The 25668-nt window shown below is 66.4% G+C and carries 24 protein-coding genes and 2 tRNA genes; 15 read left to right on the top strand and 11 right to left on the bottom strand.

Translation table 11 applies throughout. The features are described from left to right. Positions 1-51 precede the first annotated feature (51 nt). Together AC1MH0_RS17750 and AC1MH0_RS17745 are read right to left on the bottom strand one after the other, a co-directional pair. Positions 52-1047 carry a polysaccharide deacetylase family protein gene (locus AC1MH0_RS17750; RefSeq protein ID WP_480963845.1) on the bottom strand — a complete coding sequence of 332 codons (996 nt, stop codon included), beginning with the start codon at positions 1045-1047 and terminating at the stop codon, positions 52-54. Continuing rightward, complete coding sequence (locus AC1MH0_RS17745) at positions 1044-2882, bottom strand: sensor histidine kinase (RefSeq protein WP_480963844.1); 1839 nt, start codon at positions 2880-2882, stop codon at positions 1044-1046. Before AC1MH0_RS17745 ends, AC1MH0_RS17750 begins: the two co-directional genes overlap by 4 nt. A gap of 197 nt (positions 2883-3079) precedes the next feature. On the opposite strand from AC1MH0_RS17745, the gene AC1MH0_RS17740 reads away from it, so the two are divergent. Further along, complete coding sequence (locus AC1MH0_RS17740; protein ID WP_055880606.1) at positions 3080-3547, top strand: Lrp/AsnC family transcriptional regulator; 468 nt, start codon at positions 3080-3082, stop codon at positions 3545-3547. Positions 3548-3759: 212 nt separating this feature from the next. Here AC1MH0_RS17740 and AC1MH0_RS17735 read toward each other — a convergent pair whose 3' ends face one another. Further along, on the bottom strand, positions 3760-5052 hold the full coding sequence (locus AC1MH0_RS17735; RefSeq protein WP_480963843.1) for a hypothetical protein: 1293 nt from the start codon (positions 5050-5052) through the stop codon (positions 3760-3762). A gap of 163 nt (positions 5053-5215) precedes the next feature. Between AC1MH0_RS17735 and yaaA the strand changes: the two genes are divergently transcribed. The 5 genes from yaaA (at position 5216) to AC1MH0_RS17710 (ending at position 10395) form a co-directional block, all read left to right on the top strand. Further along, positions 5216-5965 carry a peroxide stress protein YaaA gene (gene yaaA, locus AC1MH0_RS17730; RefSeq protein ID WP_480963842.1) on the top strand — a complete coding sequence of 250 codons (750 nt, stop codon included), beginning with the start codon at positions 5216-5218 and terminating at the stop codon, positions 5963-5965. Further along, positions 5962-6648, top strand: coding sequence for an SDR family NAD(P)-dependent oxidoreductase (locus tag AC1MH0_RS17725; RefSeq protein WP_480963841.1), 687 nt, complete (start codon positions 5962-5964; stop codon positions 6646-6648). The genes yaaA and AC1MH0_RS17725 overlap by 4 nt, the downstream gene beginning before the upstream one ends. A 231-nt stretch (positions 6649-6879) precedes the next feature. Beyond that, complete coding sequence (locus AC1MH0_RS17720) at positions 6880-7161, top strand: hypothetical protein (protein WP_480963840.1); 282 nt, start codon at positions 6880-6882, stop codon at positions 7159-7161. Positions 7162-7282: 121 nt separating this feature from the next. Then, positions 7283-10048 carry a DNA gyrase subunit A gene (gene gyrA, locus AC1MH0_RS17715; protein ID WP_480963839.1) on the top strand — a complete coding sequence of 922 codons (2766 nt, stop codon included), beginning with the start codon at positions 7283-7285 and terminating at the stop codon, positions 10046-10048. Then, a complete protein-coding gene (locus tag AC1MH0_RS17710) occupies positions 10045-10395 on the top strand; it encodes a DUF952 domain-containing protein (RefSeq protein WP_480963838.1) in 351 nt (116 codons plus the stop codon). Before gyrA ends, AC1MH0_RS17710 begins: the two co-directional genes overlap by 4 nt. A 239-nt stretch (positions 10396-10634) precedes the next feature. On the opposite strand, the gene AC1MH0_RS17705 is transcribed toward AC1MH0_RS17710, so the two are convergent. Continuing rightward, positions 10635-11582, bottom strand: a complete 948-nt coding sequence (locus tag AC1MH0_RS17705) for an alpha/beta fold hydrolase (protein ID WP_480963837.1) — start codon at positions 11580-11582, stop codon at positions 10635-10637. Positions 11583-11700: 118 nt separating this feature from the next. Between AC1MH0_RS17705 and AC1MH0_RS17700 the strand changes: the two genes are divergently transcribed. Further along, positions 11701-12630 (top strand): alpha/beta hydrolase, encoded by a 930-nt coding sequence (locus AC1MH0_RS17700; protein WP_480963836.1) that lies wholly within the window; start codon positions 11701-11703, stop codon positions 12628-12630. A gap of 9 nt (positions 12631-12639) precedes the next feature. Here the strand turns inward: AC1MH0_RS17700 and AC1MH0_RS17695 are convergent. After that, positions 12640-12716, bottom strand: a tRNA-Arg gene (locus tag AC1MH0_RS17695). Between the two features lie 50 nt (positions 12717-12766). Then, a tRNA-Arg gene (locus AC1MH0_RS17690) sits at positions 12767-12843 on the bottom strand. 94 nt (positions 12844-12937) lie between these two features. Between AC1MH0_RS17690 and AC1MH0_RS17685 the strand changes: the two genes are divergently transcribed. Further along, positions 12938-13447 carry a hypothetical protein gene (locus AC1MH0_RS17685; protein WP_480963835.1) on the top strand — a complete coding sequence of 170 codons (510 nt, stop codon included), beginning with the start codon at positions 12938-12940 and terminating at the stop codon, positions 13445-13447. Between the two features lie 117 nt (positions 13448-13564). Here the strand turns inward: AC1MH0_RS17685 and AC1MH0_RS17680 are convergent, their stop codons facing one another. From AC1MH0_RS17680 to hemB, 3 genes are read right to left on the bottom strand one after another with little or no spacing between them, the layout of a single operon-like run. Then, positions 13565-15805: a spermidine synthase gene (locus tag AC1MH0_RS17680; protein WP_480963834.1), complete on the bottom strand. Its 2241-nt coding sequence runs from the start codon at positions 15803-15805 to the stop codon at positions 13565-13567. Continuing rightward, positions 15798-16337: a GNAT family N-acetyltransferase gene (locus tag AC1MH0_RS17675; protein WP_480963833.1), complete on the bottom strand. Its 540-nt coding sequence runs from the start codon at positions 16335-16337 to the stop codon at positions 15798-15800. Before AC1MH0_RS17675 ends, AC1MH0_RS17680 begins: the two co-directional genes overlap by 8 nt. Further along, complete coding sequence (hemB, locus tag AC1MH0_RS17670) at positions 16334-17326, bottom strand: porphobilinogen synthase (protein WP_480963832.1); 993 nt, start codon at positions 17324-17326, stop codon at positions 16334-16336. Before hemB ends, AC1MH0_RS17675 begins: the two co-directional genes overlap by 4 nt. Positions 17327-17418: 92 nt before the next feature. Between hemB and AC1MH0_RS17665 the strand changes: the two genes are divergently transcribed. Next, a complete protein-coding gene (locus AC1MH0_RS17665; protein WP_480963831.1) occupies positions 17419-18303 on the top strand; it encodes a diacylglycerol/lipid kinase family protein in 885 nt (294 codons plus the stop codon). A gap of 256 nt (positions 18304-18559) precedes the next feature. Here AC1MH0_RS17665 and AC1MH0_RS17660 read toward each other — a convergent pair whose 3' ends face one another. After that, positions 18560-19180 (bottom strand): peptidylprolyl isomerase, encoded by a 621-nt coding sequence (locus AC1MH0_RS17660; RefSeq protein WP_480963830.1) that lies wholly within the window; start codon positions 19178-19180, stop codon positions 18560-18562. A 114-nt stretch (positions 19181-19294) separates the two neighbouring features. Here AC1MH0_RS17660 and AC1MH0_RS17655 point away from each other — a divergent pair, with 114 nt between their 5' ends. The 6 genes from AC1MH0_RS17655 to AC1MH0_RS17630 are packed head-to-tail and all read left to right on the top strand — an operon-like array spanning position 19295 to position 24431. Further along, positions 19295-20200: an ATP-grasp domain-containing protein gene (locus tag AC1MH0_RS17655; protein WP_480963829.1), complete on the top strand. Its 906-nt coding sequence runs from the start codon at positions 19295-19297 to the stop codon at positions 20198-20200. After that, positions 20200-21216 carry an LLM class flavin-dependent oxidoreductase gene (locus AC1MH0_RS17650; RefSeq protein WP_480963828.1) on the top strand — a complete coding sequence of 339 codons (1017 nt, stop codon included), beginning with the start codon at positions 20200-20202 and terminating at the stop codon, positions 21214-21216. Before AC1MH0_RS17655 ends, AC1MH0_RS17650 begins: the two co-directional genes overlap by 1 nt. After that, positions 21213-21947, top strand: coding sequence for a methionine ABC transporter ATP-binding protein (locus tag AC1MH0_RS17645; protein WP_480963827.1), 735 nt, complete (start codon positions 21213-21215; stop codon positions 21945-21947). The genes AC1MH0_RS17650 and AC1MH0_RS17645 overlap by 4 nt, the downstream gene beginning before the upstream one ends. After that, a complete protein-coding gene (locus AC1MH0_RS17640) occupies positions 21944-22606 on the top strand; it encodes a methionine ABC transporter permease (RefSeq protein WP_480963826.1) in 663 nt (220 codons plus the stop codon). Before AC1MH0_RS17645 ends, AC1MH0_RS17640 begins: the two co-directional genes overlap by 4 nt. Before the next feature lie 22 nt (positions 22607-22628). Next, positions 22629-23423, top strand: coding sequence for a MetQ/NlpA family ABC transporter substrate-binding protein (locus tag AC1MH0_RS17635; RefSeq protein ID WP_480963825.1), 795 nt, complete (start codon positions 22629-22631; stop codon positions 23421-23423). 39 nt (positions 23424-23462) lie between these two features. Beyond that, positions 23463-24431, top strand: a complete 969-nt coding sequence (locus AC1MH0_RS17630) for a magnesium and cobalt transport protein CorA (RefSeq protein ID WP_480963824.1) — start codon at positions 23463-23465, stop codon at positions 24429-24431. A gap of 122 nt (positions 24432-24553) precedes the next feature. Here the strand turns inward: AC1MH0_RS17630 and AC1MH0_RS17625 are convergent, their stop codons facing one another. Then, positions 24554-25543: an NADP-dependent oxidoreductase gene (locus tag AC1MH0_RS17625; protein ID WP_480963823.1), complete on the bottom strand. Its 990-nt coding sequence runs from the start codon at positions 25541-25543 to the stop codon at positions 24554-24556. Positions 25544-25668: the final 125 nt, after the last annotated feature.

The raw sequence follows: 25668 nt of genomic DNA, 5'->3' as shown, positions 1-25668 counted from the left end.
AATCAAACCGGTTCGCGGACCTTCGAATAGAGCAAGCCCGCGATCCGGCCGCTACTCGAGCGCCGAAATGATCTCATCAAGCGAGGCGTTGCGGATCCCGCGGCGGTCGAACTCGTCGAGTATCACCGCCCACCATGCATGAAAACGCTTCAGATCCGCCCCGTCGCGAACATACGGCGTATGACCCGGCATCAGAGACGGCGAGTGGAAGGACAGGTTAAGCAACCGCAGACCTTCGCCAGCCGCCACCGCGACGGCCTCCAAAGCATCGGCGATCGGCATGTCCTCGGGCGTCAGCGCGATCCGGGACAGCAAGTGCGCGCGCGCGAAGATGCCCCTTCCCTTCGGAATGCGCCCGAGTGCCTGGTACAGCTGCGCGCCACCCCATCGCGCACCGCCCGTGAAGACCGTGGTCAGTGGCAACTCGAAGATGCCCTCCGCGCGATAGGCGCCGGCGTCGGCCATCGAGAAATCGGGACCGCCGTCAGCACTGTAATCATAGCCCGGACGGACCGAGCTATCGATCCGGTAGCCGAGTCCGGCAAGCAGCGCGAAGCTGTTGGGGCCGATCCCGTACCGACCGGCGCGATAGGCTCGCGGTGTCCGGCCGAACGCTGCCGTGATTGCCTTCGTCAGCGTTTCGAGCTTGGCGGTTTCCGAGCTGCGCGGCAGGTTACCGGCATAGCTCGACCCCGGCGGCGCACTGTCGGGGAACGGTGGATTGACCCAGGCGTGCAACTGCGTGCCGATCTCCGACCGCCCGTCCTCGACGACGCGAGTCAGGATCGCGACCGACGCAGAATCGGTGGCGATCGGATAGTCGACCATGCAGGTCAGTGCGACGTCGCGCTCCGCGAACCGCCGGTGCGCGTCCGGGAACGCCGCCATCGCGGTCGTCGCGCGGTTGCGTCGATCCAGCGGCGCACGCCAGTCGAACTCCTCCTCGACGTCGACGAATACGGTGAAGCGCGTCCCGAAATCGTCGGGCCAGACGATGCGTTGCGCGGGTGTCGGCCGGGAAGGACGATACGCGCGATCGCCGCTCACCGCTGTTCGTCGGCGATCCGCTCCATATCGTCCGCATCCGCGGCCGGCAGCTGCAACGTCAGGCGATCCAGCCCGATCGTCAGGACACCACCGAGCTCGACCGCGAGATTCTGCGCCAGACGGAGCGCGAACCCCGTGCCGAGCAAGGGCGCGCCATCGCCTTCCTGTTCACTGTCGATGCTTAACAGCACGTCGGTCGCATACGCGGCGAGCGCGGCGGGGCGGTCGAACTCGATCGTCACGGTATCGGCCACTGGGCGGACGACGATCCCGAGATGTTCGCCGTTCCGACCCGCCGAGACCAAGGCGGCGAGCAATCGGCCGACCAGCCGCTCGACCGCGCGGTCGTCGCCGAGGATCTCACAGTCGCCCGCCGGCATCGCGATGCTGAGGCGAGCCCCGCGGAGCGCGGCCAGCGGCTCGAGATCGCGGATGACGCGGTCGAGCAGCGGGCGGACCGGCACGGTCGTCGGGCGCAGGTCGAGGGCCCGACCCTCGATCCGCGCCGCCGTATCGAGATCGTCGATCGCGGACAGCAGGTCGCCCGCCTGCGTGCGGATCGTGGTCGCGCGCTCGCGGTACGTGGGTGAGACCGGGCCGAGCAACTGCGTCTCGATCAGTTCCGCAAACCCTGCGATTGCGTTGGTCGGCGTGCGCAGCTCGTGGACGAGCTGGCGAAGCGAATCGGACACGGGCGAGGACAGGCGAACCGGCTCGGCAGTCTCGTCGCGACGCGGTCGCCGCGCCGTCCCGCGGAAACCGATGAAGCGGCCCGTTGCGTGTTCGAACGCGGGCACGCCCGACAGCCGCCACGATCCGAACGCATCCGACAGACCGCCAACCTCGAGTCGGGCGTCGACGAAACGCGAGCGGCGACGGAAGGCGCCCGCCGCGACACCATCGAGATGCGCTTCGCCCTGCAGCGCAGGATAGGCGAGCGACACCCCGACCAGCGCCGAGCGAGCAACCCCGTCGACCATCCGGATGATGCCCTGCGCATCGGTCTCGAAGCGGAAGCCGTCGATCTCGGCAGGCTTGGGCGTCGGCGTCGCGGCGTCGACGGTACGGTCGCGATTGAACGCCTCGATCCGGGCGACGAGATCCGAAATCTCGAACCGGTCCGCCGGCGCTGCGTCCGCCGGTTCCGCGACCGGAGGCTCGCTGTCGGCAAGAGCGGCGTGACGCAATGCCTCGGCAACGAACGGCAGGCCGCGCGCAACCGCACCGAGCGCCATGAACGGCGTTTCGCTGAGCGGTGCTTTGTAAAGCAACGGTTCGGGTGGTTCGACCGGTGCCAGTTCGGGCAATGCGGCGATCGTCGCCTCGATGACAGGCGGTTCGTGGCTGAGCGCGGTCTCGGGGACGATCGGTTCGTCGGCGACCAACTCCGCCTCGATCGGCGCATCGGGTTGCGGCAACACGAAATCGGTCGGGCCGAAACTCTGCAACCCGCGCTGCACCTTCGCCGGGAGGTCGCGACGATGACGCAGGACGGAACGGCTCGGCGGGGTCAGCCGTGGCAGGAGCGCGAGCCATTCGTCCGGCGCCAACGTCGCCGTCCGCAGCACCGGCGCCGCGATCGCCAGCACGTCCTCGGCAAAGAACCCGACAAGGCGCGCATCGGGCTTCGCGAACGCCAGCGCGCGTGCGCTCGAGGCGCGGACCTCGACCGGCACCGCTTGGCGCAACAGCCGCAGCCGCGCGATGGCAGGCTCGTCGACTTCGGCGCGCCCACGGCCCATCAGATCGACCAGCTGCCGCCATGCCGATTGCGCACCGAAACCGGTGGCCATGTCGGCGGCAAGGATCGTCTTCAGGCTATCGTCGAACCGCACATCGTTCCCCGGCTACGGCGGGCCTAACACGCTCTCCGTACCGATTCCTTAACGCGCGCGGCGATGTGAAGGAACAACCCATTTCGGTAGGCAATGGCCTTCGTCGCATTGTGGGACAATTGCGTTTCGCCGCAACAATCTTATCGCTATGAAGAATGAATCGCTCGGTTTGCGATGCCCATCAGGAGTTGCGTGAAATGAGTTTTGACCGGATCGATCGCCAGATCCTGTCGCTGTTGCAGGCCGACGGTCGGATGACCAATGTCGACCTGGCCGACCAGGTGGGGCTCACTGCGCCGCCCTGCCTCCGTCGTGTCCGCGCACTCGAGGAAGCAGGCGCCATTCGTGGGTATCACGCCGATCTCGACGCCAGCCGTCTGGGGTTCCCGATCACCGTGTTCGCGATGGTGTCGCTGCGCAGCCAGGCCGAGCACGACCTTGCCGCGTTCGAGCATCACATCGCAGACATCCCCGAGATCCGGGAATGCCACATGCTCAACGGCGAGATCGATTTCATCCTGAAGATCGTCGCCGCCGACCTGAAGAGTTTCCAGGAAATCCTGACGACGCACCTGACGCCCGCGCCGAACGTGGCCAGCGTGAAGACGTCGCTGACGATCCGGACGGCGAAGGCGCTGTCAGGCATCCCGGTGGTGGTCGACTAGCATCTAGCCTTCCCCCCTCCCTGGAAGGGAGGGGTTGGGGGTGGGTCGGGTTCCGCTGGATCCAGACCGAAGCGATACCAGCAGGCCAACCCACCCCCTGCCCCTCCCTTCCAGGGAGGGGAGTTCGGACGCCGCGCTTGGCTAGCCAAACCCACAAACGAAAACGGGGCGGCATTTCTGCCGCCCCGCTTCCTTATACAAAACGCCGTGGCTTACGCAGCCGGTGCACCGAGCCAAGTCGTCCACAGGCCGGCAACATCCGCCTTCGGCGAAGCCTTGACGGCCGAGAATGCCGTCGTGGCACCAGCCTTGTCGCCCGACCGTGCCAGCGCGATACCTAGATGCAGGTTCACGTCGTCGGCATCGACACCGCCCTTGGTCAGTGCCAGGCGATACAGCTCGATCGACTTGGCGTAGTTGTTCTGGCCAAGATACGCATCGGCCGTACCCGCGGCCAGCTTGCCGTTGGGAGCCGCCGCAGCGCGCTTCTCGAGACCCGACAACGGACCGTCGTTGGCGATATTCTTGCTCGCGTCCGCCAGCAGGCCCTTCGCCATCGTGTTCGCCGCCGGGATCTTGCCCGCAGCAAGACCTTCCTTGATCACCGCCTGTGCCTCGCTCGGCAGGCCGCGACGGTTCACGCTGTCGGCATATTGCAGATAGTCGGTCTGGTCGGCGAGAGAGTTGGTCGCACGCATCAGACGGAAGATATCGACCTTCTGCGCTTCGTCGAGCGGGATCAGCGCGTTCTGTTGGATGCCCGACAGGATCAGCACGTCACGCCAGTTCTTTGCCGACGGGTATGCCGTGATCCACTTCTTCAGCCACGCCATCGTGTCGGCGTTGCGCTTGGCGGCGTAGGACTTCGCGATCGCGTACCGGTAATATTCCTCCGGCGCCTTCTGGCCCGATGCCGTCATCTGCGCGATGCTGGCATCCAGGTCGGCGGTCGCCCCGGCGACGTCGCCGCTGTCCATCTTCGCCTTGATGACCTGCAGCGGCAGGTTCGGATCGGTGTAGCCGAGCTCCTTCGCCTTGGCGAAATACTGGAGCGCGATCGGGTACTGCTTGCCGTTGAACGCGAGTGCGCCGCGGCGATAGGCGTAGCGACCACGATCGGCAGCCGGCGTCGCCGGGTTGGCGATCAGCGCGTCGAGTGGCTTTGCCAGCGTCGTCTCGTTCATCGGCGCGTTCGGGTTGGCCGTCTGCGCGGCAACCAGCTTCTCGTTCTCGAGCTGATAGCGCAGCGCTGCGCCAATATACTTCTCGTAGTCGGTCTTCGCGGCGGCATCGACCTGGTCGATCGCCGTCTGCGCGCCAGCATAATCCTTGGCGGCCAGCGCAGTCTGCGCGGCGACGCCGGGCTTCTGGACTTCGGGGCTCAGCTTCATCGCCGGCGCCTCTTCGGCCTTCTTGTCCTTGGCGAACGCAGGCGCCGACAGCGCAAGGCCGCTCGTGCCGGTGGCAAACGCCGCAATCAGTGCAAGCTTGGAAATGGTCTTCATGCGGAAACTCTCCCTCTGCGTCGGCCCGGTAACGTAAGTGGCGCGCCGCGACGCTATATGGTCCGTGGTGCATACGTTCAAGCAAGCGGTCCGGATCCCCTACCTGCAAATTAGCGGGTGAACGTCGATTGAACGCGCTCCCCGCCGCCGCTAGATCGCGACGATGATCGCTGTCCTATCGCCCGCCAAGACGCTCGATTACGAGAGCGCACTGCCCAAGCTCGACCCGACCGCGCCGCGCTTCGCCGACGAGGCGAAAACGCTGGCGCATGCCGCCGCGCACCTGACGCAGAAGAAGCTGTCCGAGCTCATGCATATCTCGCCCGCGCTGGCGAAGCTCAACGCCGACCGGTTCCGCGATTTCGACACGTTGCCCGAGCGGCCGGCGATGTTCGCGTTCGCCGGCGACGTCTATACCGGGCTCGAGGCCAAGACGCTCGACGAGGCGGCGGTGGATTACGCGCAGGATCACGTGCGGATGCTGTCGGGTCTATATGGCCTGCTGCGGCCGCTCGACCTGATGCGACCCTACCGGCTGGAAATGGGCACGCGCTGGGCGCCGCGGAAGACCAAGCTGACCGACTGGTGGGGGGACCGGATCGCCAAGCTGCTCGCCGACGACGTCGAGGCGGAGGGGTCGGGGACGATCCTCAACCTCGCGAGCCAGGAATATTGGGCGGCAGCAGACGGCAAGCTGCCCAAGGCGATCCGCGTCGTCGCGATCGATTTCCGCGAGGGCGAGGCGCAGAAGTTCGTCAGCTTCCACGCGAAGAAGGCCCGCGGCATGGTCGCGCGGTGGCTGGTCGAGCACCGCGTCGACGACATCGAGGGGATCAAGGGGTTCGACAGCGACGGCTACGCGTATGACGCGGCGGGCAGCAGCGACGCGCAGTTCCGGTTCGTGCGCAAGTGAGCAGCGCGGTCATCATCGGTGTGTCGGGTGGGATCGGCAAGGCGCTTGAGGAAGCGCTGATCGAGGAAGGTGCGTTCGACAAGGTCTACGGGTTCGCGCGGTCGGAGAGTGGCGATCGGCATCTCGATCTGGAAGACGAGGCGAGCATTGCTGCGGCAGCTTTGCGCGTCGGGTCGCCGACGCTGGTGATCGTCGCGACGGGGTTGCTGCACGACGGCGACATGGGTCCCGAGAAGGCGATGCGCGAGCTCGATCCGGTGTGGATGGCGCGCAACTTCGCGATCAACGCGATCGGGCCGGCGCTGGTGGCGAAGCACTTCCTGCCGACGATGCCGAAAGCGGGGCGGATTGTGTTTGCGGTTCTCTCGGCGCGCGTGGGGAGCATCGGCGATAACAAGCTCGGCGGCTGGTATGGCTATCGCGCGTCTAAGGCTGCGCTGAACCAGTTGGTGAAGACGATCTCGATCGAGGACAAGCGCCGGAACTCCAGCGGGATCGTCGTCTGCCTGCATCCCGGCACTGTCGACACCGGTCTGTCGAAGCCATTCCAGGGCAACGTCACCCCCGGCAACCTGTTCAAGCCGGACCGCGCGGCGGTGCAGTTGCTCGACGTCATCGACGGCCTGCGCGCACCGGACAGCGGCAAGCTCTTTGCCTGGGACGGGGTAGAGGTCACGCCTTAACTTCTGCTCCCCTCCCTGGAAGGGAGGGGTTGGGGGTGGGTCGGCCGGTTGCAGACCACGACCGCTAGCCAATGCGGAAGCCTACCCACCCCCTGCCCCTCCCTTCCAGGGAGGGGTGAGAAGCAGTCCTGCGCATGACGCGGATTTCACCTGCCTGCCACACTCCGTTCAGGTCCCCCGGCGCAGTCTCCTCCGCATCGTCCACCAAGGCCGAAACGAGAGGATACCCGCATGAAGAAGTCCCTCCCCCTCGCGATCCTCGCCGCCGCTACGCTGCTGTCCGGCGGCGCAGCAGTCGCCGCGACCCAGGCGCAGACCAGCGTCAAGCCGAAGACCGTCGCGACCCATACGATGACGACCAAGACCACCACGCCAATGGGCAACACCAAGGTCGCCAAGCGCACCACGACCGTCGCCAAGGGCCGCATGGTCACCACCAAGCTCGCGAACGGCAAGTCCGTCACCTACAATTGCTCGCTCGCCGGCAACAAGACCAAGACCGCCTGCAAATAACCCTCAAATTAACGATGAAACCTTGCTCCCTCGCGTGCGTACGCGTGCGCGGGGGTAGTAAGGTGCCCCCCCCTCGGCTAAGGTGTGTCACAACACCGCAACAAGCCGAAAGCGTTCAGATTTGACCGACGAGACCATACTCGCCGAACCCCAGGGCGGCGAGCCCGCCGGCATCGCCACGATCTCGATCGTCGACGAGATGAAGTCGAGCTATCTTGACTATGCGATGAGCGTCATCGTCGCGCGCGCGCTGCCCGACGTCCGCGACGGCCTGAAGCCCGTCCACCGCCGCATCCTGTACGGCGCGCACGAAAGCGGCTTCGTCGCCGGCAAGCCCTACCGCAAGTCCGCACGCATCGTCGGTGACGTGATGGGTAAATACCATCCGCACGGCGACAGCTCGATCTACGACGCCTTGGCCCGCATGACCCAGGACTGGTCGATGCGCGTGCCGCTGATCGACGGCCAGGGCAACTTCGGCTCGATGGATCCCGATCCACCCGCGGCAATGCGCTACACCGAGGCGCGTCTCGGCAAGGTGGCGAACGCGCTGCTCGGCGATCTCGACAAGGATACGGTCGACTTCACGCCCAACTATGACGGCTCCGAGCGCGAGCCTTCGGTGTTGCCGGCGCGCTTCCCCAACCTGCTGGTCAACGGCGCGGGCGGCATCGCCGTCGGCATGGCGACCAACATCCCGCCGCACAATCTCGGCGAAGTCATCGCCGCGTGCCTCGCGTACATGGACAATGGCGCGATCACGACCGAGGAATTGTTCGAGATCGTCCCCGGTCCCGATTTCCCGACCGGCGCGATCATCCTCGGCCGTGCGGGCGCCAAGTCGGCCTACGAGACCGGCCGCGGCTCGATCATCGTCCGCTCGCGGCACATCGTCGAGGAGGGCAAGGGCGACCGTCGCTCGATCGTCCTCACCGAGATCCCGTTCCAGACCGGCAAGAACGGCCTGGTCGAGAAGATCGCCGAAGCCGCCAAGGACAAGCGGATCGAAGGCGTCAGCGACATCCGCGACGAATCGAGCCGCATGGGCGTCCGCATCGTCATCGACCTGAAGCGCGACGCGACCCCCGACGTGGTGCTCAACCAGCTCTGGCGGCACACGCCCGCGCAGTCGAGCTTCCCCGCCAACATGCTCGCCATCCGCGGCGGCCGCCCCGAACTGCTCAATCTGCGCGACATCATCGGCGCGTTCATCACGTTCCGTGAGCAGGTCATCACCCGCCGCTCGAAGTTCGAACTCGCCAAGGCACGCGAGCGCGCGCATCTGTTGCTCGGCCTCGTCATTGCGGTCACCAACCTCGACGAAGTCGTCAAGATCATCCGCGGCTCGTCGAGCCCGGCCGAAGCACGCGGCAAGCTGCTCGCCCGCGAATGGCCGGTCGAGGAAATCGCGCCGTATATCGCGCTGGTCGAGGCGGTCGAGGACAAGCAGGCCGACGGCATCTACAAGCTGTCCGAGCCGCAGGTCCGCGCGATCCTCGATCTCCGCCTGCACCGCCTGACGCTGCTCGGCCGCGACGAGATCGGCGACGAGCTGAAGGCGCTGGCCGCGACGATCGGCGAGCTGCTCCACATCCTCGGCGACCGTGCAAAGCTGTACGAAGTGATGCGCGGCGAGCTGATCGCGATCCGCGACGAATTTGCCACCCCGCGCCGCTCCGAGATCGCCGCCGCCGCCAACGGCATCGACGACGAAGACCTGATCGAGCGCGAGGACATGGTCGTCACCGTGACCATGCAGGGCTATATCAAGCGCACCAGCCTCGACACGTTCCGCGCGCAGGCGCGTGGCGGCAAGGGTCGCGCGGGGATGTCGACGAAGGACGAGGACGTCGTCACCGAGCTGTTCGTCACCTCGACGCACACCCCGGTGCTGTTCTTCTCGAACCTCGGCAAGGTCTATCGCTACAAGGTCTGGCGCCTGCCCGAGGGTGGCCCGGCAACCCGTGGGCGCCCGATGATCAACCTGTTGCCGCTGGCGCCGGGCGAGACGATCTCGACCGTGCTCCCGCTGCCGGAGGATCTCAGCGAGTGGAGCCGCCTGCACGTGATGTTCGCGACGCAGCGCGGGCTCGTGCGCCGCAACGCGATGGATGCGTTCACCAACGTGCCGTCGAACGGCAAGATCGCGATGCGCTTCGAGGAGGGCTCGGAGGACAAGCTGATCGGCGTCGCCTTGCTTAGCGAGCATGACGACGTGCTGCTCGCCACCAAGCTCGGCAAGGCGATCCGCTTCGCCGGCGACGACGTCCGCGAATTCCAGAGCCGGACATCGACGGGCGTGCGCGGCGTGACGCTGAAGGGCGACGACGAGGTTATCTCGCTGTCGGTCCTCCACCGTGTCGGCGCGACGCCAGAAGAGCGCGAGACGTACCTCAAGTTCGCACCGTGGAAGAGCGAGCGCGAGGGCGATCACGGCATGGGCGCCGACCGCTACAACGATCTCAAGGACCGCGAGCAGTTCATCCTGACGGTCTGCGAGAACGGCTATGGCAAGCTGTCGAGCGCCTATGACTACCGCCGCACCGGTCGCGGCGGCCAGGGCATCACCAACATCGACAACATCGCGCGCAACGGCCCCGTCGTGGCGAGCTTCGCCGCGGCGAAGGGCCATCAGCTGATGCTGGTGACCAACCAGGCGAAACTGATCCGCACGACGCTCGCGTCGCTCCGCGTCATCAGCCGTAACTCGGCCGGCGTGAAGCTGTTCGACGTGGCGAAGGGCGAGCACGTCGTCTCCGCCGCACGCATCGAGGAAACCGAGGAAGACGCCGAGATCAACCTGGCGGATGCCGTCCCCGAGGTCGCTCCTGATACCGGCGCGACGATCGGCGAGGATACGGCTGCAGGCCCGGAGGACGGCGAATGAGCCGCGATCCGATCGCCTACAAGGTGCTGACGGCGGAGCAGTTGGCGACCCTGGAAAGCGGGAGCTTTGCAGGCGCGCCGGTGGATGTGGCCGATGGCTACATCCACCTGTCGACCGCGGAGCAGCTGACGGAGACGGTAGACAAGCACTTCGCCGGCCAGTCGGACCTGCACGTGGCTGCGATCGATCTCGAAGCGCTCGGCGACGACGTGAAGTGGGAAGAGTCGCGCGGCGGGCAACTGTTCCCGCACATCCATGGCGGCCCGCTGCTGCTGGAAGTCGTGCTGTCCTACGGCGCTCTGGAACGCGACGACGAGGGCAAGGTGAAGCTCCCCGTCGCGGGCTGACCGGCACTCAAACGCAAGCTTGTTCTCCCGCCTTCGCGGGAGAACAAGAAGCGGGAATTGCCGCTCGATTATTGCAGATCGGTTCCGACCATGCTGCAACCACCCCGGCGAAGGCCGGGGCCCAGTTGGGGAACGTCGCTAACGGAGCGCCGTCCTCAGTTACATCGACCTTTCCAACTGGACCCCGGCCTACGCCGGGGCGGATAGTCTACTCGAATACGCTGACCCCAGGCGCAAACTCACCCAGCCGCAAACGCAGCCCTTACAAACCGCGCACAAGCCTCAGGCGCAGTAATCGGGATCATGTGCCCGCCCTCGATCGTGTCGATCTTAGCCCCCGGAATCACCGCCGCAGTCCGGTGACCATTCCAGGCCGGATCGAGAATCGCATCCTGCCGCCCGAACAAGATCCGCACCGGCAAACCGATCTTCGCATACCGCCCGACCATCGCCGTCACATCGTCGTTCGCCCCGGCAAGATCCGCAGCCGCCGCCGCAATCGCGATCGGTCGCGCCGACAGCGCGCCGCCGCCCCGCGTTATGAAATCCTCCGGCACGGCCTCGGGCGCAAACACGCCTTCCAGCGTTTTCTTCGCTGTCAACCGGCTGAGCGGCGTCCCCAGCACCTGCGCAAACGCCAGACGCGCACCCGACGGAATCCTGGCGAGGCCACGGAAACTCTCCGGCACCTGCTCCAACGGCTGCGTCAGCGGCGCGATCAGCGCGAGCGCGCGAACCAGATGCGGATGGTCGAGCCCGACCGCGAGGCTCAGCGCACCGCCCAGCGAATGCCCGACCAGCAACGGCCGATCGAGCCCGAGCTTCTGGATGAAGTCGGCGATGATCGCGCCCTGCCCGATGATCCCCGGCATCGCCCCCGTCGCGGTCGAATAGCCCGACCCCGGCCGGTCGACGACGATCACGCGGTAGTCGTCCTTCAGCAGGTCGACGAGCGCATAGCTGAAATTGCGCAACTGCCCGGCGAGCCCGTGGACCATGACGATCGCCGGCCCGCTGCCGACATCGATATAGTGCAGCCGAGCGCCCGCGACGTCGAGAAAGCGCCCTTCCGCCGGCACCAAGTCCTCGGCAAGCCGCGCGACGCGGCTCGAATAGAGCGACAGCCCGATCCCCGATACCGCCGCCAGCAGCGCCCCGCCGATCAATCGCTTGCCCGTCCGCTTCATAGCCATCTCCTTCAAATCCTTAGTGCGCTGAACGCCCGGCCTTGTCCAAAGTCGCAGCCGCCCGCGCAGGGAACCCGTCGTGGTCACCAAACGTCCGACCCGCGAAGGAGATGCGCCGGTGGATCCACAGGCTCGAACGATACTCGACACGATAAAGACGCTCGCCCCGGACGCCGATCCGCACGCGGACGACGCACAGTGGCTTGCCGACTTCCGCTACCAGACGGCGCTGCTGAAGACCTTCTCCGGCGATCCGGAACCGGTCCATGCGATCACGCAGCTCATGCTGCCTTCCGAGTCCGGCCCGCTGAACGTCCGGCTATATCGCCCGAAACCCGGCCCATTGCCGCTCCTGCTGCACATCCACGGCGGCGGCGCGATCGCCGGGTCGATCGACGGACACGATCCGGCCTTGCGCGCGCTGGCCAACCGGACCGGCTGGCTGGTCGCCGCGCCTGCCTATCGCCTGGCGCCCGAACACCGCTTCCCCGCGCAACTCGACGATAGCTGGACCGTGCTTCTCGGCCTCGTCGCACAAGCAGACGCGCTGGACTTCGACCCGTCGCGCGTCGTCGTCTCCGGAGACAGTATAGGCGGTACGCTCGCGACCGCCCTCGCCTCCCGCGCGGCATCCGAAGGCGGACCAGCGCTACACGGCCAGATCCTGCTCTACCCGAACACCGACCTGCGCCGCGATGCCGCCTACCCCTCGCGAGCGAGCGAAGACGGCAACATCACCGACGCGAAGTCTCTAGAGCGACAGATCGACCTGTACCTCGCCTCGGACGCAGACCGAACCAATCCCCGCGCGTCGCCGATCCTGGCGGGCGACCTCGCCGCCCTGCCCCCGACGCTGCTGGTAACCTGCGAGAACGACCCGCTACGCGACGAAGGCGGAGCATACGGACAGCGCCTGCGCGACGCGGGCGTCACCGTCGACCACGACCGGTTCGACGGCATGATCCACGCCTTCCTGCAAATGGGCGGCAGACTGGACGCGACCGAACGGCTGCTCGATCGCATCGCCTACTGGCTCGACGCCCGATGATAGGAAAAATGGTGCACCCAGAGCGATTCGAACGCCCGACCCTCAGATTCGTAGTCTGATGCTCTATCCAGCTGAGCTATGGGTGCATCGCCGTCCCGTGACCGGTTCGACAAGCCCGCCGTGAAGCGGAAAATCCTGGTGCACCCAGAGCGATTCGAACGCCCGACCCTCAGATTCGTAGTCTGATGCTCTATCCAGCTGAGCTATGGGTGCACTGGAGGGGCGCTGATAGCAGGCATTTTCGGGGGCGCAAGGGTTTGCCGCGATAAAGTTGTGTCGGGCGGCGCGGACGCATAGAGCGGCGGGCATGAAACTCGCCGCTCCGCTCCGCTCGCTGTCGCTTCTCGCCCTGCTCGCGGCGTCTGCGTGCAGCAAGGATACCACCGCCTATCCGTCGCTCGGCCTGCGCCCGGTCGAGAAGCTCGGATTCGCCGAGCCCGAGGTGAAGACCGCCGTGGCCGCGCCCGATCCCGCGCTCGATGCGGATATCCGGACGATATCGGGCAAGCTCGATGCGATCGCCACTGGCTTCACGCGCGACGCAGCCAAAACCGAAGCCCTCGCACGGACCGCACGCGGCGGCGCGGTCGGCAGCGACGCGTGGCTCGCCGCGCAGACCGCACTCGCCGGACTCGACGACTGGCGTGCGCAATCGTCCGCGCTGGTGACCGATATCGAGCAACGCGCCACCGACCGCGCCGCCAAGCTGCAAGCCGACTATCCGGCGCTGGCCGCGATCCGCGACAAGGCACAGGCGGAAAACGATCGCCAGGGCGCCACGATCACGCGCATCCAGGCAAGCCTTCCGGCCGCTTGATCCCTACCCGTCAATCCTCCCCCGCCAGGGGGAGGTGGCTGGCGCTTGCCAGACGGAGGGGGAGGAAGGCGAAACGGCGGTCGCGTGTCCTCCCCCGCCAAGGGGAGGATCAGGCGGCTAGAACCCCTTCAGCAACGGCAGGATCGTCGAATAATCGTCGGTCCATGCGGTGAAGCCCTTGCGCGGCACCAGCGGCGCCCACGCCGGATCACCCGACTGCAACGCGGCGATCGCGCGCGGGTCACGCGACAATGCCACCCAGTCCGACGCCGACGCCCGATCGACCAGCAAGCTCGACGGACGGTATTTCAACTCGACCGCAGTCCACCCGCCCTCTTGCGCCGCCGCCGCGATCACCGGCTCGAGATCGATGAACCGGTTGGAAATATGCGCCAGCAACAGGCCGTTTCGCGACAGCACCCGGCCATAGGTCGCGAACGCCTCGCGCGTCATCAGGTGCATCGGCACCGAATCCGAAGAGAACGCATCGAGCGCGAGCAGGTCGAGACTATCCGCCGCATCATGCGACAGCGCGATCCGCGCATCGCCCATCCGAATCTCGGACTTCGGCAGGCACCGGGACAGATAGGTGAACTGCCCGGTGTCGCGCGCGATCCGTACGACGGCCGGATCGATCTCGTAGAACCGCCAGCGCTGCCCCGGTCTCGCATAGCAGGAGAGCGTCCCCGTCCCGAGCCCGACTACACCGATCCGCGCCTGCGGGCCGTACAAGGCAGGCGCGGCTTGCATCGCCTGCCCGACGCCCGATCCTGCCGCGTAATAGGTCGTCGGCGTCCGCTCGCGCTCAGGCGAACCGCGCAACTGGATGCCGTGCACCGTCGTCCCATGATCGAGTTCGCGCGTGCCGCCGTTCGGCCCCGGCTCGTCTCGCACGGTATAGACGCCGAAATAACTCCGCACGCGCGCGCCCGGATCGAGCGAGAACTCGAGCGACCGATACCCGCCGAACAGCACCAGTGCCCCCGCCAGCACGACCATGTACGGCCGCCGCGCGCCGATCGCGACAAATCCGATCGCCGCTATCACCAGGAAGACGAGGCCTTGGCGCCCCTCGCCGAACACGCCATCGGGATTGCCGATCCGCAATCCGGTAAGGACGGCCAACGCGACGACGATCGCGAGCAACGCGACGTGCTTCGCCGGCCCCTTGCCCATCCACAGCGCGCGGAACCGTCCGAACAGATAAATCTGCGGCACGAGCGCGCCAGCCGCGAGGATCAGCAGCGGATACTCATACGTCCAGTCGAACACTACCGGCGCCACCAGCGCCGCGAACACGCCACCAAGCGCACCACCCGCCGACATCGCGAGATAGAAGCCGGTCAGCCGGTCGGGCGCCGGCCGCTTGCGATACAACGTGGTGTGCAGCGCAACCGAGATCATGAACAGCAACACCAGCGCGATCCCCGCGCTGAAGAACGGGCGTTCGTTGACCCCGCCCATGATGATCCCGCCGAACAGCAATATGGTGATGGGCGCGATCCGCGTGAGCAGGTCGGCGAGCCAGCGATCGTTCGCGAACGCCACGCTGAAACTCAGCAGGTACAGCCCAAGCGGAATCACCCACAGCAGCGGCATCGCGACGATATCGGTGGTGATGTAGGTCGACGTCGCCAGCATCATTCCCGACGGCACGAGCGCCAGCGCGATCCAGTGCGCGATCCGCCGCGCGCCCGGCGGCGCGCTGGTCGCGGCAACGTGATCGACTGCCGCGGTCTTGGGCAGGCGCGTGGCGCAGGCGAGCACCAGCATGATCAGCAGCAGATACCCGCCACTCCACAAAAGGCTCTGACCGTGCACCGCCATCAGCGGCTCGACCAGCAGCGGGTACGCGATCAGCCCTGCGAAACTGCCGAGATTGGACGCTGCGTACAGCGCATACGGATCGCCCCCGCCGCTCGCCGCACTGAACCAGCGCTGGATCAGCGGCGCCTGCGCGGAGACCGCAAAGAACAACGGCCCGATCGACAGCCCGAGCAGCCACGGCACCCACAAGGCCGGCAGCGCATCCGCCGGCAGGTCCATCGCGATCAACCCGATCGGCAACCACAACGCCGCGACGATCAACACGCCAAGGTGGATCGCCGCCTGCGCCCGCGGCCGCACCCGGCCGAGCCAATGCGCGTACGCATAGCCAGCCAGCAACAACGCCTGGTACACCAGCATCGCCGAGTTCCACACCGCCGGCGCGCCCCCCAGCCGCGGCAACGCCATCCGCGCCACCATCGGCTGGACAAGGAACAGCAGGAACGATCCCGTCAGGATCGTCGCCACGAACATCGTCCGGCACCAGCGTGCCATTAGCGGCCGCACTTCCATCGCATCGGTGTCAGACATAAGCGGGGCGGTCGATCCGGTAGAGAATATGGCGACGAAGCGGGTCATCTTCGCCGAGCTTCGGGTGATCGAAATCGCCGTCGACCACGCGAGTCATCCCGAGCCGCTCCATGAGCGCGCGGCTGGCCGCGTTTGCCGGGACGGTGATCGCCCAGACCGTCGGCAAGTCCATCTCGCGCCAACCCCAGGCGAGGGAAGCCTCCGCGGCCTCCCGCGCATAGCCCTGCCCCCATTCGCTTTGGACGAGGCTCCAGCCGATCTCGGGTTTCCCGTCGATCGGCGTGCCGACCGGGCCCGGCTTGATCCCGCACCAGCCGATAAACGCGCCGGTATCCCGTCGTTCGAGCGCCCAGAAGCACGCGCCGTAGTCGGCGAACATCACCTTCTGGCGTGCCACCACCGCGGTGGACTCGGTCAGCGTCGGCACCGGCCCGAGATACGCCATCACTGCCGGATCGGCGCACATCGCATGATGCAAGGCGGCATCGTCATCACGCCAGCCGCGCAAGATCAGCCGTTCGGTCTGGATCATCCGCCGAGCAATTTCGCCGCATGCGCCGCGTGATACGTCAGCACGCCCGAACAGCCGGCGCGCTTGAACGACATCAGCGTCTCCAGCACCATCACGTCGCGCTCCGCCGCGCCGGCTGCGACGGCGTGCTCGATCATCGCGTATTCGCCCGACACCTGGTACGCGAACACCGGCACCTCGAACGCCTGGCGAACGCGGACGATGATGTCGAGATACGGCAGGCCGGGCTTGACCATCACCGTGTCGGCGCCTTCCGCCAAGTCCATCGCGACCTCTCGCAAGGCCTCTTCGGCGTTGGCATTGTCCATCTGGTACGTCTTCTTGTCGCCCTTCAGCAGACCGCGCGAGCCGACCGCAACGCGGAACGGACCGTAGAACGCGCTGGCGTACTTGGCGGCGTAGGACATGATCTGGACGTTGTGGTGCGAGTCCGCTTCCAGCGCGCTGCGGATCATGCCGATCCGGCCGTCCATCATGTCCGACGGCGCGATGATGTCTGCGCCCGCATTTGCCTGGTTGAGCGCCTGCGCGACGAGCATCTCGGCGGTGGTGTCGTTGACGACATAGCCCGCCGCGTCGACCAGACCGTCATGACCGTGGCTCGTGTACGGATCGAGCGCGACGTCGGTCAGCACGCCGACCTCGGGCACGGCATCCTTCAGCGCGCGGATCGCCTGGCACATGAGGTTGTCCGGATTGAGCGCCTCGCGACCGTCTTCGGTCCGACGGTCGACCTGCGTGTACGGGAACAGCGCGATGCACGGGATGCCGAGGTCGCGCGCCTCGCGGCCGCGCGCGACGATCCCGTCGACCGACCAGCGCGACACGCCCGGCAGGCTGGCGATCGGTTGCTCGACGCCCTCACCTTCGGCGACGAACAACGGCCAGATCAGGTCGGCGGGCGTCAGCACGGTTTCGGCATGGAGGCGGCGGCTCCAGGCGGAGGCGCGGGTGCGACGGAGGCGAAGCGCGGGATAGCTTGCGGTCATGCGGCGGGCTTTGCGGGATGCGCGGCGACGGATCAAGTTTTACGGGCAAAGCGTTACGGGTGCGAAACCGCATGCCGTGCGTTGGGGGCCTTATGTCGAACGATACGATCACGTCCGCCGCGCTCGTCGTCAACGCCAAGTCGCGCAAGGGCCAGAAGCTGTTCAAGCGCGCGTGTGCGGCGATGTCGGGGCTGCCTTATGAGGTCGACGCGCATGCGGTCGAGGATCCGAAGGATCTGGAGGCGACGGTGTTGCGGGCGCTCGCGAAGAAGCCCGACCTGCTGATCCTCGGCGGCGGCGACGGCACGGTCAGCGGGCTGGTCGATCTGATGGTCGGCCATGACGTGATCCTGGGCGTGCTCCCGCTCGGCACCGCCAATAGTTTTGCGCGCACGCTCGGCATTCCGTTGAATATCGAAGGGGCGGTCGAAGTGATCCGCACCGGCAAGCCGCGCCGGATCGACCTCGGCATGATCGACGGCGATTATTTCGCGAACTGTGCGGCGATGGGCATCAGCCCGAAGATCGCCGAGACGGTCCCGCACGGGTTGAAGAAGGTCTTCGGCAAGGTCGGCTATCTGGCGTGGGCGACGTATCAGTACATGCGCTTCCGTCCGTTCACGCTGATCGTCGGCGAGGGTCCGACCGCAGTGAGGATTCGCGTGGTCGAAGTGCGGATCTCGAACGGACCGTATCACGGCGGCACCGAACTGGTGGATGCGGCGGCGGTCGATTCGGGGGAGATCGTGGTGCAGGCAGTGATGGGGCATGTGAAGCGGCGGCTGGTGCAGAACTGGTATGCCAGCGTGTTCCGGCTAGAGTCGCGCCACGAAAAGGTGCGCGATTTTCGGGGGAAGAGCCTGAAGATCAACACGATCCCGCCGCTGCCGATCTCGATCGACGGCGAGGTGCTGGCGAAGACTCCGGTGACGGCGAAGGTCGCGGCCGGGATAATCCGGGTTATGGCACCGGCCTGAAGGCGCGCACGACTAGCCGCACCGCCCGCTTCCTTGTTCTCCCGCGAAGGCGGGAGCCCAGTCTGGGTCCCCGCCTTCGCGGGGAAACAGCTTTGGGTCACGATAGCCCGCCTCCCGAGCCACCACCCCGGCGAAGGCCGGGGCCCAGTTGGGGGACGCCATAACGACGCGCAGTTCGCCGTTACTGCAACCTTTCCAACTGGGCCCCGGCCTCCGCCGGGGTGGCGGCGTTAATCAAACCACGTAAGGCCTAGCCTTACTTCACCCTACGCACGGTCAGCACCTGAACCGGCGCAGCAATCATCTGCCCCTTCATCACCCCAACCCCAGCAGTCGGCGAAGTCGGCGCAGCAAGAATCCGCTTCACCACATCCATCCCCTCCACCACATGCCCAAACGCCGCGAACCCGGCCGTGTCCCCACTCCCCGCCGGATTAGCATCGAGCGACAACACCGGCCCGACGGTAATGAAGAAGTCCGCCGTCGCACTCCCCGGCGCAAACCTTGCCATCGAGATCGTCGCGTCGACATGCGACAGCCCGGTCTGGCTGGTCGGCTCGTGCTTCACCGGCGGCAGCAGCCGCTTCGCATCACCCCGCGGCCCGCCCTGGATCAACCCAGAATCCGCCCCCAGCTTCATCGCTCGATAGAACGTCACCCCATCAAGCCGCTTCTGGTCGACATACCGCAGGAAGTTCGCGGTCGTCAGCGGCGCACGCTCCTTCTCCAGCGCCAGCGTGATCGGCCCCTCGCTCGTCGTCATCACGATCGAGACGGTCGCCGGAGCAACAGGCGGCGGCGCAAGCGGAGCCTCCTGCGCCGAGACGGAAACGGCGCCGAGAACGGCAAGAGCGAGCGTGACGAATCTGGAGATCATCCGCCACGCTACCGCCTCCACCGCTCGCTGTCAGCGGCCCCGCGACACGATATTGCGCGCCGCAAAGTTTTGCTTGGGTTTGCACGCCCGCGCGCAATGCGTATCCGGAGAGCGATGACCGATCTCGCCATTCTCTACGAGCACCCGCTCTGGTTCGAACCGCTGTTCGCCGCCCTCGACCGCCGCGGCGTCGCGTTCACCCGCGCCACGCCCGACGACTTCTGGAACCCCGCCGACGAGAGCGCCCCCGCCCCCGTCGTCTTCAACCGCATCGCGATGTCGAGCTTCCTGCGCAACAACGAGCATCCGATCTTCGACACGATGGCGATGCTCGATCACTGGCGCCGCACTGGTGCGCGCGTGGTAAACGGCACCGACGTCCTCGCGATCGATGCCTCCAAGGCCCGGCAATTGTCGCTGATCGCCTCGCTCGGCCTCGCTATCCCCGAGACGCGCGTCGTCCACCGCGCCGCCGACGTCGTCCCCGCCGCGGAGACGCTCCGCTTCCCGCTGGTCGTGAAGGCGAACATCGGAGGATCCGGCGCAGGCATCATCCGATTCGACAGCCTCGAAGAACTGCGCACCGCAGTCGCTGACAGCGGCCTGCCAAGCAGCGTCGACGGCGTCCTGCTGGTCCAGGAATACGTCCCCGTCCGCGACGGTGCGATCACCCGGATCGAAACGCTCGACCGCAAACTCCTCTACGCAATCGAGGTCGCAGGCGGCGGCGCGTTCGATCTCTGCCCGGCGGACGCGTGCGTCGTCCCCGGCTCCGGCATCAGGATGGCCGCGGTCGAGCCCTCGCAGACCTTGAAGGACGCCGCCGAAGCGATCGCCCGTACGGTCGATCTCGACGTCGGCGGGGTCGAGGTGATGATCGACGACCGCGACGGCGTCGCGCGCTTCTACGACATCAACGCACTGTCGAACTTCGTCGCCAAGCCCCTCGACATGCTCGGCTGGGATCCGCACGACCGCCTCGTCGATTACCTGATCGAACAGATCGAGAAGGCCCGCTGATGCGCTATGGTTACTGGACTCCCGTCTTCGGCGGCTGGCTTCGCAACGTCCCCGACGAGGGGATGGAGGCGAGTTGGGCCTACACCAAGGCGCTGACGCAGAATGCCGAGCGCTGGGGCTATGACCTGACGCTGATCGCCGAGCTGAACCTCAACGATATCAAGGGCATCGAACAGCCTGCGCTCGATGCGTGGTCGACCGCAGCGGCGCTCGCGGCGGTGACCGACAGTATCGAGCTGATGGTCGCGGTCCGCCCGAACTTCCACCACCCCGCGCTGTTCGCCAAGGCGGCGGCGAACATCGACCGGATCTCGGGCGGACGCCTAGCGCTGAACGTCGTCTCGTCCTGGTGGGCGGACGAGGCCAAGCAATACGGCCTCCAGTTCGACCAGCACGACGATCGCTACGCGCGCACCGCCGAGTGGTTGACCGTGGTCGACGGGCTTTGGACGCAGGAGCGCTTCGACTTCGCGGGCCAGTTCTACACCACCGAACAGGCGATCTGCTCCCCCAAGCCCGCCAAGCGCCCGACCGTCTATGCCGGCGGCGAGAGCGAGAAGGCCAAGGCGATGATCGCCGCGCAGTGCGACGCGTACGTCATGCACGGCGACCCGGCGGAGGCGATCGCCCCGAAGATCGCCGACATGGCCGCGCGACGCGAGGCAGCCGGCGGCGCGCCGATGCAGTACGGCATGGCCGCCTACGCGATCGTCCGCGACAGCGAGGCGGAGGCCAAGCGCGAGCTCGACCGCATCACCAGCGTCACCGAACTCCCCGCGGGCTATGCGAACTTCGACCAGTGGCTATCGGGCACGCAGCTCGAACGCGAGCTGAAGATCCAGGAATACTCCGTCTCCAACCGCGGCCTGCGCCCCAATCTGGTCGGCACGCCCGAGCAGTTGAAGGAGCGTGTCGCGGAGTACGAAGCCGCCGGTCTCGACCTGCTGCTGCTCCAGATGAGCCCGCAGGCCGAGGAAATGGAGCGGTTCGCGACGCAGGTCATGGGCACCGCATGATCCGCCTGATCGACGTCGTTAAAACCTACCCGGCAAGCGAGGCGGCGGCACTGGACGGCGTATCGCTCCAAATCCCGGCGCGCGGCGTATTCGGCGTCATCGGCCAGTCCGGCGCAGGCAAGTCTACGCTGATCCGCCTTATCAACGCGCTCGAACGCCCGACGTCGGGCCGCGTCGAGGTCGATGGCGTCGACGTCGCGGCACTGTCGGCGGCGGACCTGCGCGCGCTACGCCGCCGCATCGGCATGATATTCCAGAACTTCGGACTGCTCTCGTCGCGCACGGTCGCGGCAAACGTCGCGTTCCCGCTAGTACTAGCTGGTGTCGCCAAAGCCGAACGCGAGACGAAAGTCGCCGCACTGCTCGACCGCGTAGGTCTCGCCGATCACGCCACCAAATATCCTGCCCAGCTCTCCGGCGGCCAGAAACAGCGCGTCGGCATCGCCCGCGCGCTCGCCACCGACCCCGACATCCTCCTCTGCGACGAAGCCACCAGCGCGCTCGACCCCGAAACGACGCGCTCGGTGCTGACCCTCCTCAGAGAGCTGAACCGAGACCTCGGCCTGACGATCGTCCTCATCACCCACGAAATGGACGTCGTCCGCTACGTCTGCGACCGCGTCGCCGTCCTCGAACGCGGCCGCATCGTCGAGACCGGCGACGTCGCCGACATCTTCGCCAACGCCGCCCACCCCGCGACGCAGCGCATGCTGGCGGCGCTGGCGGCATGAGCTTCTTCGCCAACATCGACTGGTCGGACATCGGCCAGGCCTGCCTCGACACGCTGATCATGCTCGGCGGATCGCTGATCCTGACGATCACGTTCGGCCTGCCGCTCGGCGTCCTGCTCTACCTCACCGACCGGGGCCGCCTGTCGCAGAACCGCGTCGCCAACGCCGTGCTCGGCATCATCGTCAACATCCTCCGCTCGGTGCCGTTCATCATCCTCCTGATCGTGATGATCCCGCTCACCGTCATGCTCGTCGGCACCTCGCTAGGCGTCGCCGGCGCCATCCCCCCGCTCGTCGTCGGTGCCGCGCCCTTCTACGCACGGCTCGTCGAAGGATCGCTCAAGGAAGTCGACCGCACCACGATCGAGGCGGTGCAGGCGATGGGCGCCACCACGCGCCAGATCGTCACCGGCGCGCTGATCCCCGAGGCGCTGCCCGGACTGATCGCCGGCGCCACCGTCACCGCGGTCGCGCTCGTCTCGTTCACCGCGATGGCGGGCGTTGTCGGTGCGGGCGGACTCGGCGATCTCGCGATCCGCTTCGGCTATCAGCGCTTCCAGACCGACGTCATGGTCGTAACCGTCGTGCTGCTGGTCGTGCTCGTCCAGATCATCCAATATGCCGGCGACGCGCTCGCCCGCCACTTCACCCGCCGCTGATTTAACGCCGCTAGGAATCGCCATGAACCGCCGCACCTTGCTCGCCTCGTTCTCGCTGCTCGCGCTCGCCGCCTGCGGTGGTACCAAGACCAATGACGGCAAGACGCTGACCGTCGCCGCGACCGCGGTGCCCCACGCGGAAATCCTGGAGTCGATCAAGCCGACGCTCGCCAAGGAAGGCGTCGACCTCCAGATCCGCGTCTTCAACGACTACGTCCAGCCCAACCTCCAGGTCGAGCAGAAGCAGATCGACGTCAGCTATTTCGAGACCAAGCCGTATCTCGACGAGTTCAACGCCTCGCGCGGCACGCATCTGGTGACCTATGCCGGCGTCCACGTCGAACCGCTCGGCGCCTATTCGCGCAAGTGGAAGTCGATCGCGCAGATCCCCAACGGGGCGACCGTCGCGATCCCGAACGAGCCAAGCAACGGCGGCCGCGCGCTGCTGCTGCTCCAGAAGGCCGGGCTCATCACGCTCAAGAACCCGACCAACCCGCTGTCGAGCTTGAACGACATCGCCACCAACCCGAAGAACCTGCAATTCAAGGAGCTGGAGGGCGCCACCCTGCCCCGCACGCTCGGCGAGGTCGATCTCGCGCTGATCAATACCAACTATGCGCTCGATGCGAAGCTCAACCCGGTCCGCGACGCGCTCGCGATCGAGGACAAGAACAGCCCCTACGTCAATTTCGTCGTCGGCCTGCCCAGCGGCGAGAAGGATCCGCGCGTCGTGAAGCTGATCGCCGCGCTGCGCAGTCCGGCCACCAAGACCTTCATTGAGCAGCATTATCGAGGTGCGGTCCTCCCGGCGTTCTGATACCGGCGCGGGCCTCGTTAGCGTAATCCTCGAGGCTCCATGACGGTCGTCGCCGCGTATCTCTATCGCCATGGCAAGCGCGTCCGCGCGGTCTCGATCGACGAAAAGGTCGATTGCCCGGCGGATCGCTCGGAGTTCGTCTGGATCGGCATCTGCGACCCGACCGACGCCGAGATGCGGACGCTCAAGGACCAGTATAACCTTCATCCGCTCGCGGTGGAGGACGCGATCAAGGCGGACCAGCTCCCCAAGATCGACGTCTATGGCGACCAGTTATTCGCGGTCGCCCGCACCGCGCAACTCGAAGACGACAAGATCGCATACGGCGAAACCGCGATCTTCGTCGGCCACAGCCACATCATCAGCGTCCGCCACGGCTCGGCACGCTCGCACAAGGCGTTGCGCGAACAGCTCGAAGCCGCGCCGACCTTGCTGATCAACGGCGTCGACTACGTCCTCCACGCGATCCTCGACTACGTCGTCGACGGCTATCTTCCGATCGTCGAGAGCATCGAGGACGAGGTGCTGGCGATGGAACAACGCACGATCGACGCGTTCCTAGGCCGCGACGAGATCGTCCGCATCTTCGGACTCCGACGCGAGATGATCCGCTTCCAGCGCATCCTGGGCCCGATGGGCGAGGTCGCGGGCAAGATCGTCCGCCTCGACCTCCCCTGCATCGATACCGAGGCGAAACCGTATTTAAGCGACGTGCTCGACCACGTCCGCCGCGTGCAGACGATGGTCGAGGGCCTGCGCGAAGTGCTGACCTCTGTGTTCGAATTCAGCAACCTGCTCGAACAGCAACGCACCGGCGCGATCACCCGCCAGCTCGCCGCCTGGGCCGCGATCCTCGCCGTCCCCACCGCGATCGCCGGGATCTACGGCATGAACTTCGAGAACATGCCCGAGCTGAAGACCGAATACGGGTATTTCGTCGTACTGGGCGTGATCGGGATCGTCTGCGCCGCGCTGTACGTGAAATTCAAGCAAGCGAAGTGGCTGTAACGAGAACTTAGCTAGCTTGTTTCCCCGCGAAGGCGGGGACCCAGACTGGGCTCCCGCCTTCGCGGGAGAACAAGAGAGCGGCCGGGACACATGCCAAAGTTCGTCCCCCGGCCGGCTCCTGCTCAAACCTTGACGAGCATCTTCCCCGTGTTCCCACCGGAGAATAGCCCGAGGAACGCGTCCGGCATCGTCTCGAGCCCCTCGTGCACGGTCTCCTGCCGCTTCAACGTCCCCGCCGCCAGCATCCCGCCCATGTCCTTGTAGAACTCCTCGGCGCGATTCATGTAGTCGCTGACGATGAACCCGCGGATCTGCACACGGTTACCGATCAGCCGCGCGAGATACTTCAGCTGCGTCGCAGCCCCGCTGTTATAGACGTCGATCATCCCGCACACCGCGAACCGCGCGTGCATCCGCGCATGCGCCAGCGCCGCGTCGAGATGCTCGCCGCCGACGTTATCGAAATACACGTCGATACCTTTCGGAGCGGCCTCGCCGAGCGCCTTCACCACCGGCACGTCGCTCTTATAGTCGATCACCGCATCCGCGCCGAGCGACTTCACCCAAGCGCATTTCTCCGCGCCGCCGGCCGAGCCGATCACCGTCATGCCCTTGGCCTTGGCGACCTGCACCACGGTCGAGCCGACCGCACCCGCCGCCGCCGACACGAACACCGTGTCGCCCGCCTTGGCTTCGGCGACTTGGAGCAGGCCGAAATACCCAGTCATCCCCGGCATGCCGAGCTGACCGAGAAACGCCTGTGGGGGAACATCAAGCGCGGGCAGCTTCTGCACCTGCGCCGCCGGCACCACCGCCTCGTCGCGCCACCCCGCCATGTGCAGCACCATGTCGCCGACCTTGATGCCGTCGTCGTTGCTCTCGACCACTTCGCCGACCGCGCCGCCCTGCATCGCCTCGCCCAGCGCGAATGGCGGGACATAGCTCTTCACGTCGTTCATCCGCCCGCGCATGTACGGGTCGACCGACAGCCAGCGATTGGCGACACGCACCTCGCCGGCGCCGAGCGTGGCCGTATCGAGATCGATCATGGCGAAGTCGGTATGCTTCGGCATGCCTTGCGGACGTGCCTTCAGGCTCCATGCACGGGCCATAAACTTGCTCCTGTCTTGATTATTCGTGTTGCGGGTATGGCGAAACGCACACTCAACGCAACCTGCAAAAAGGCCCGGACGTTTCCGCCCGGGCCCCTATTCGGCTGACATCATGCGACGCCAGC

It is taken from the genome of Sphingomonas sp. AP28 (assembly GCF_056680455.1).
This window is presented reverse-complemented; position numbering and strand designations above follow the sequence as displayed.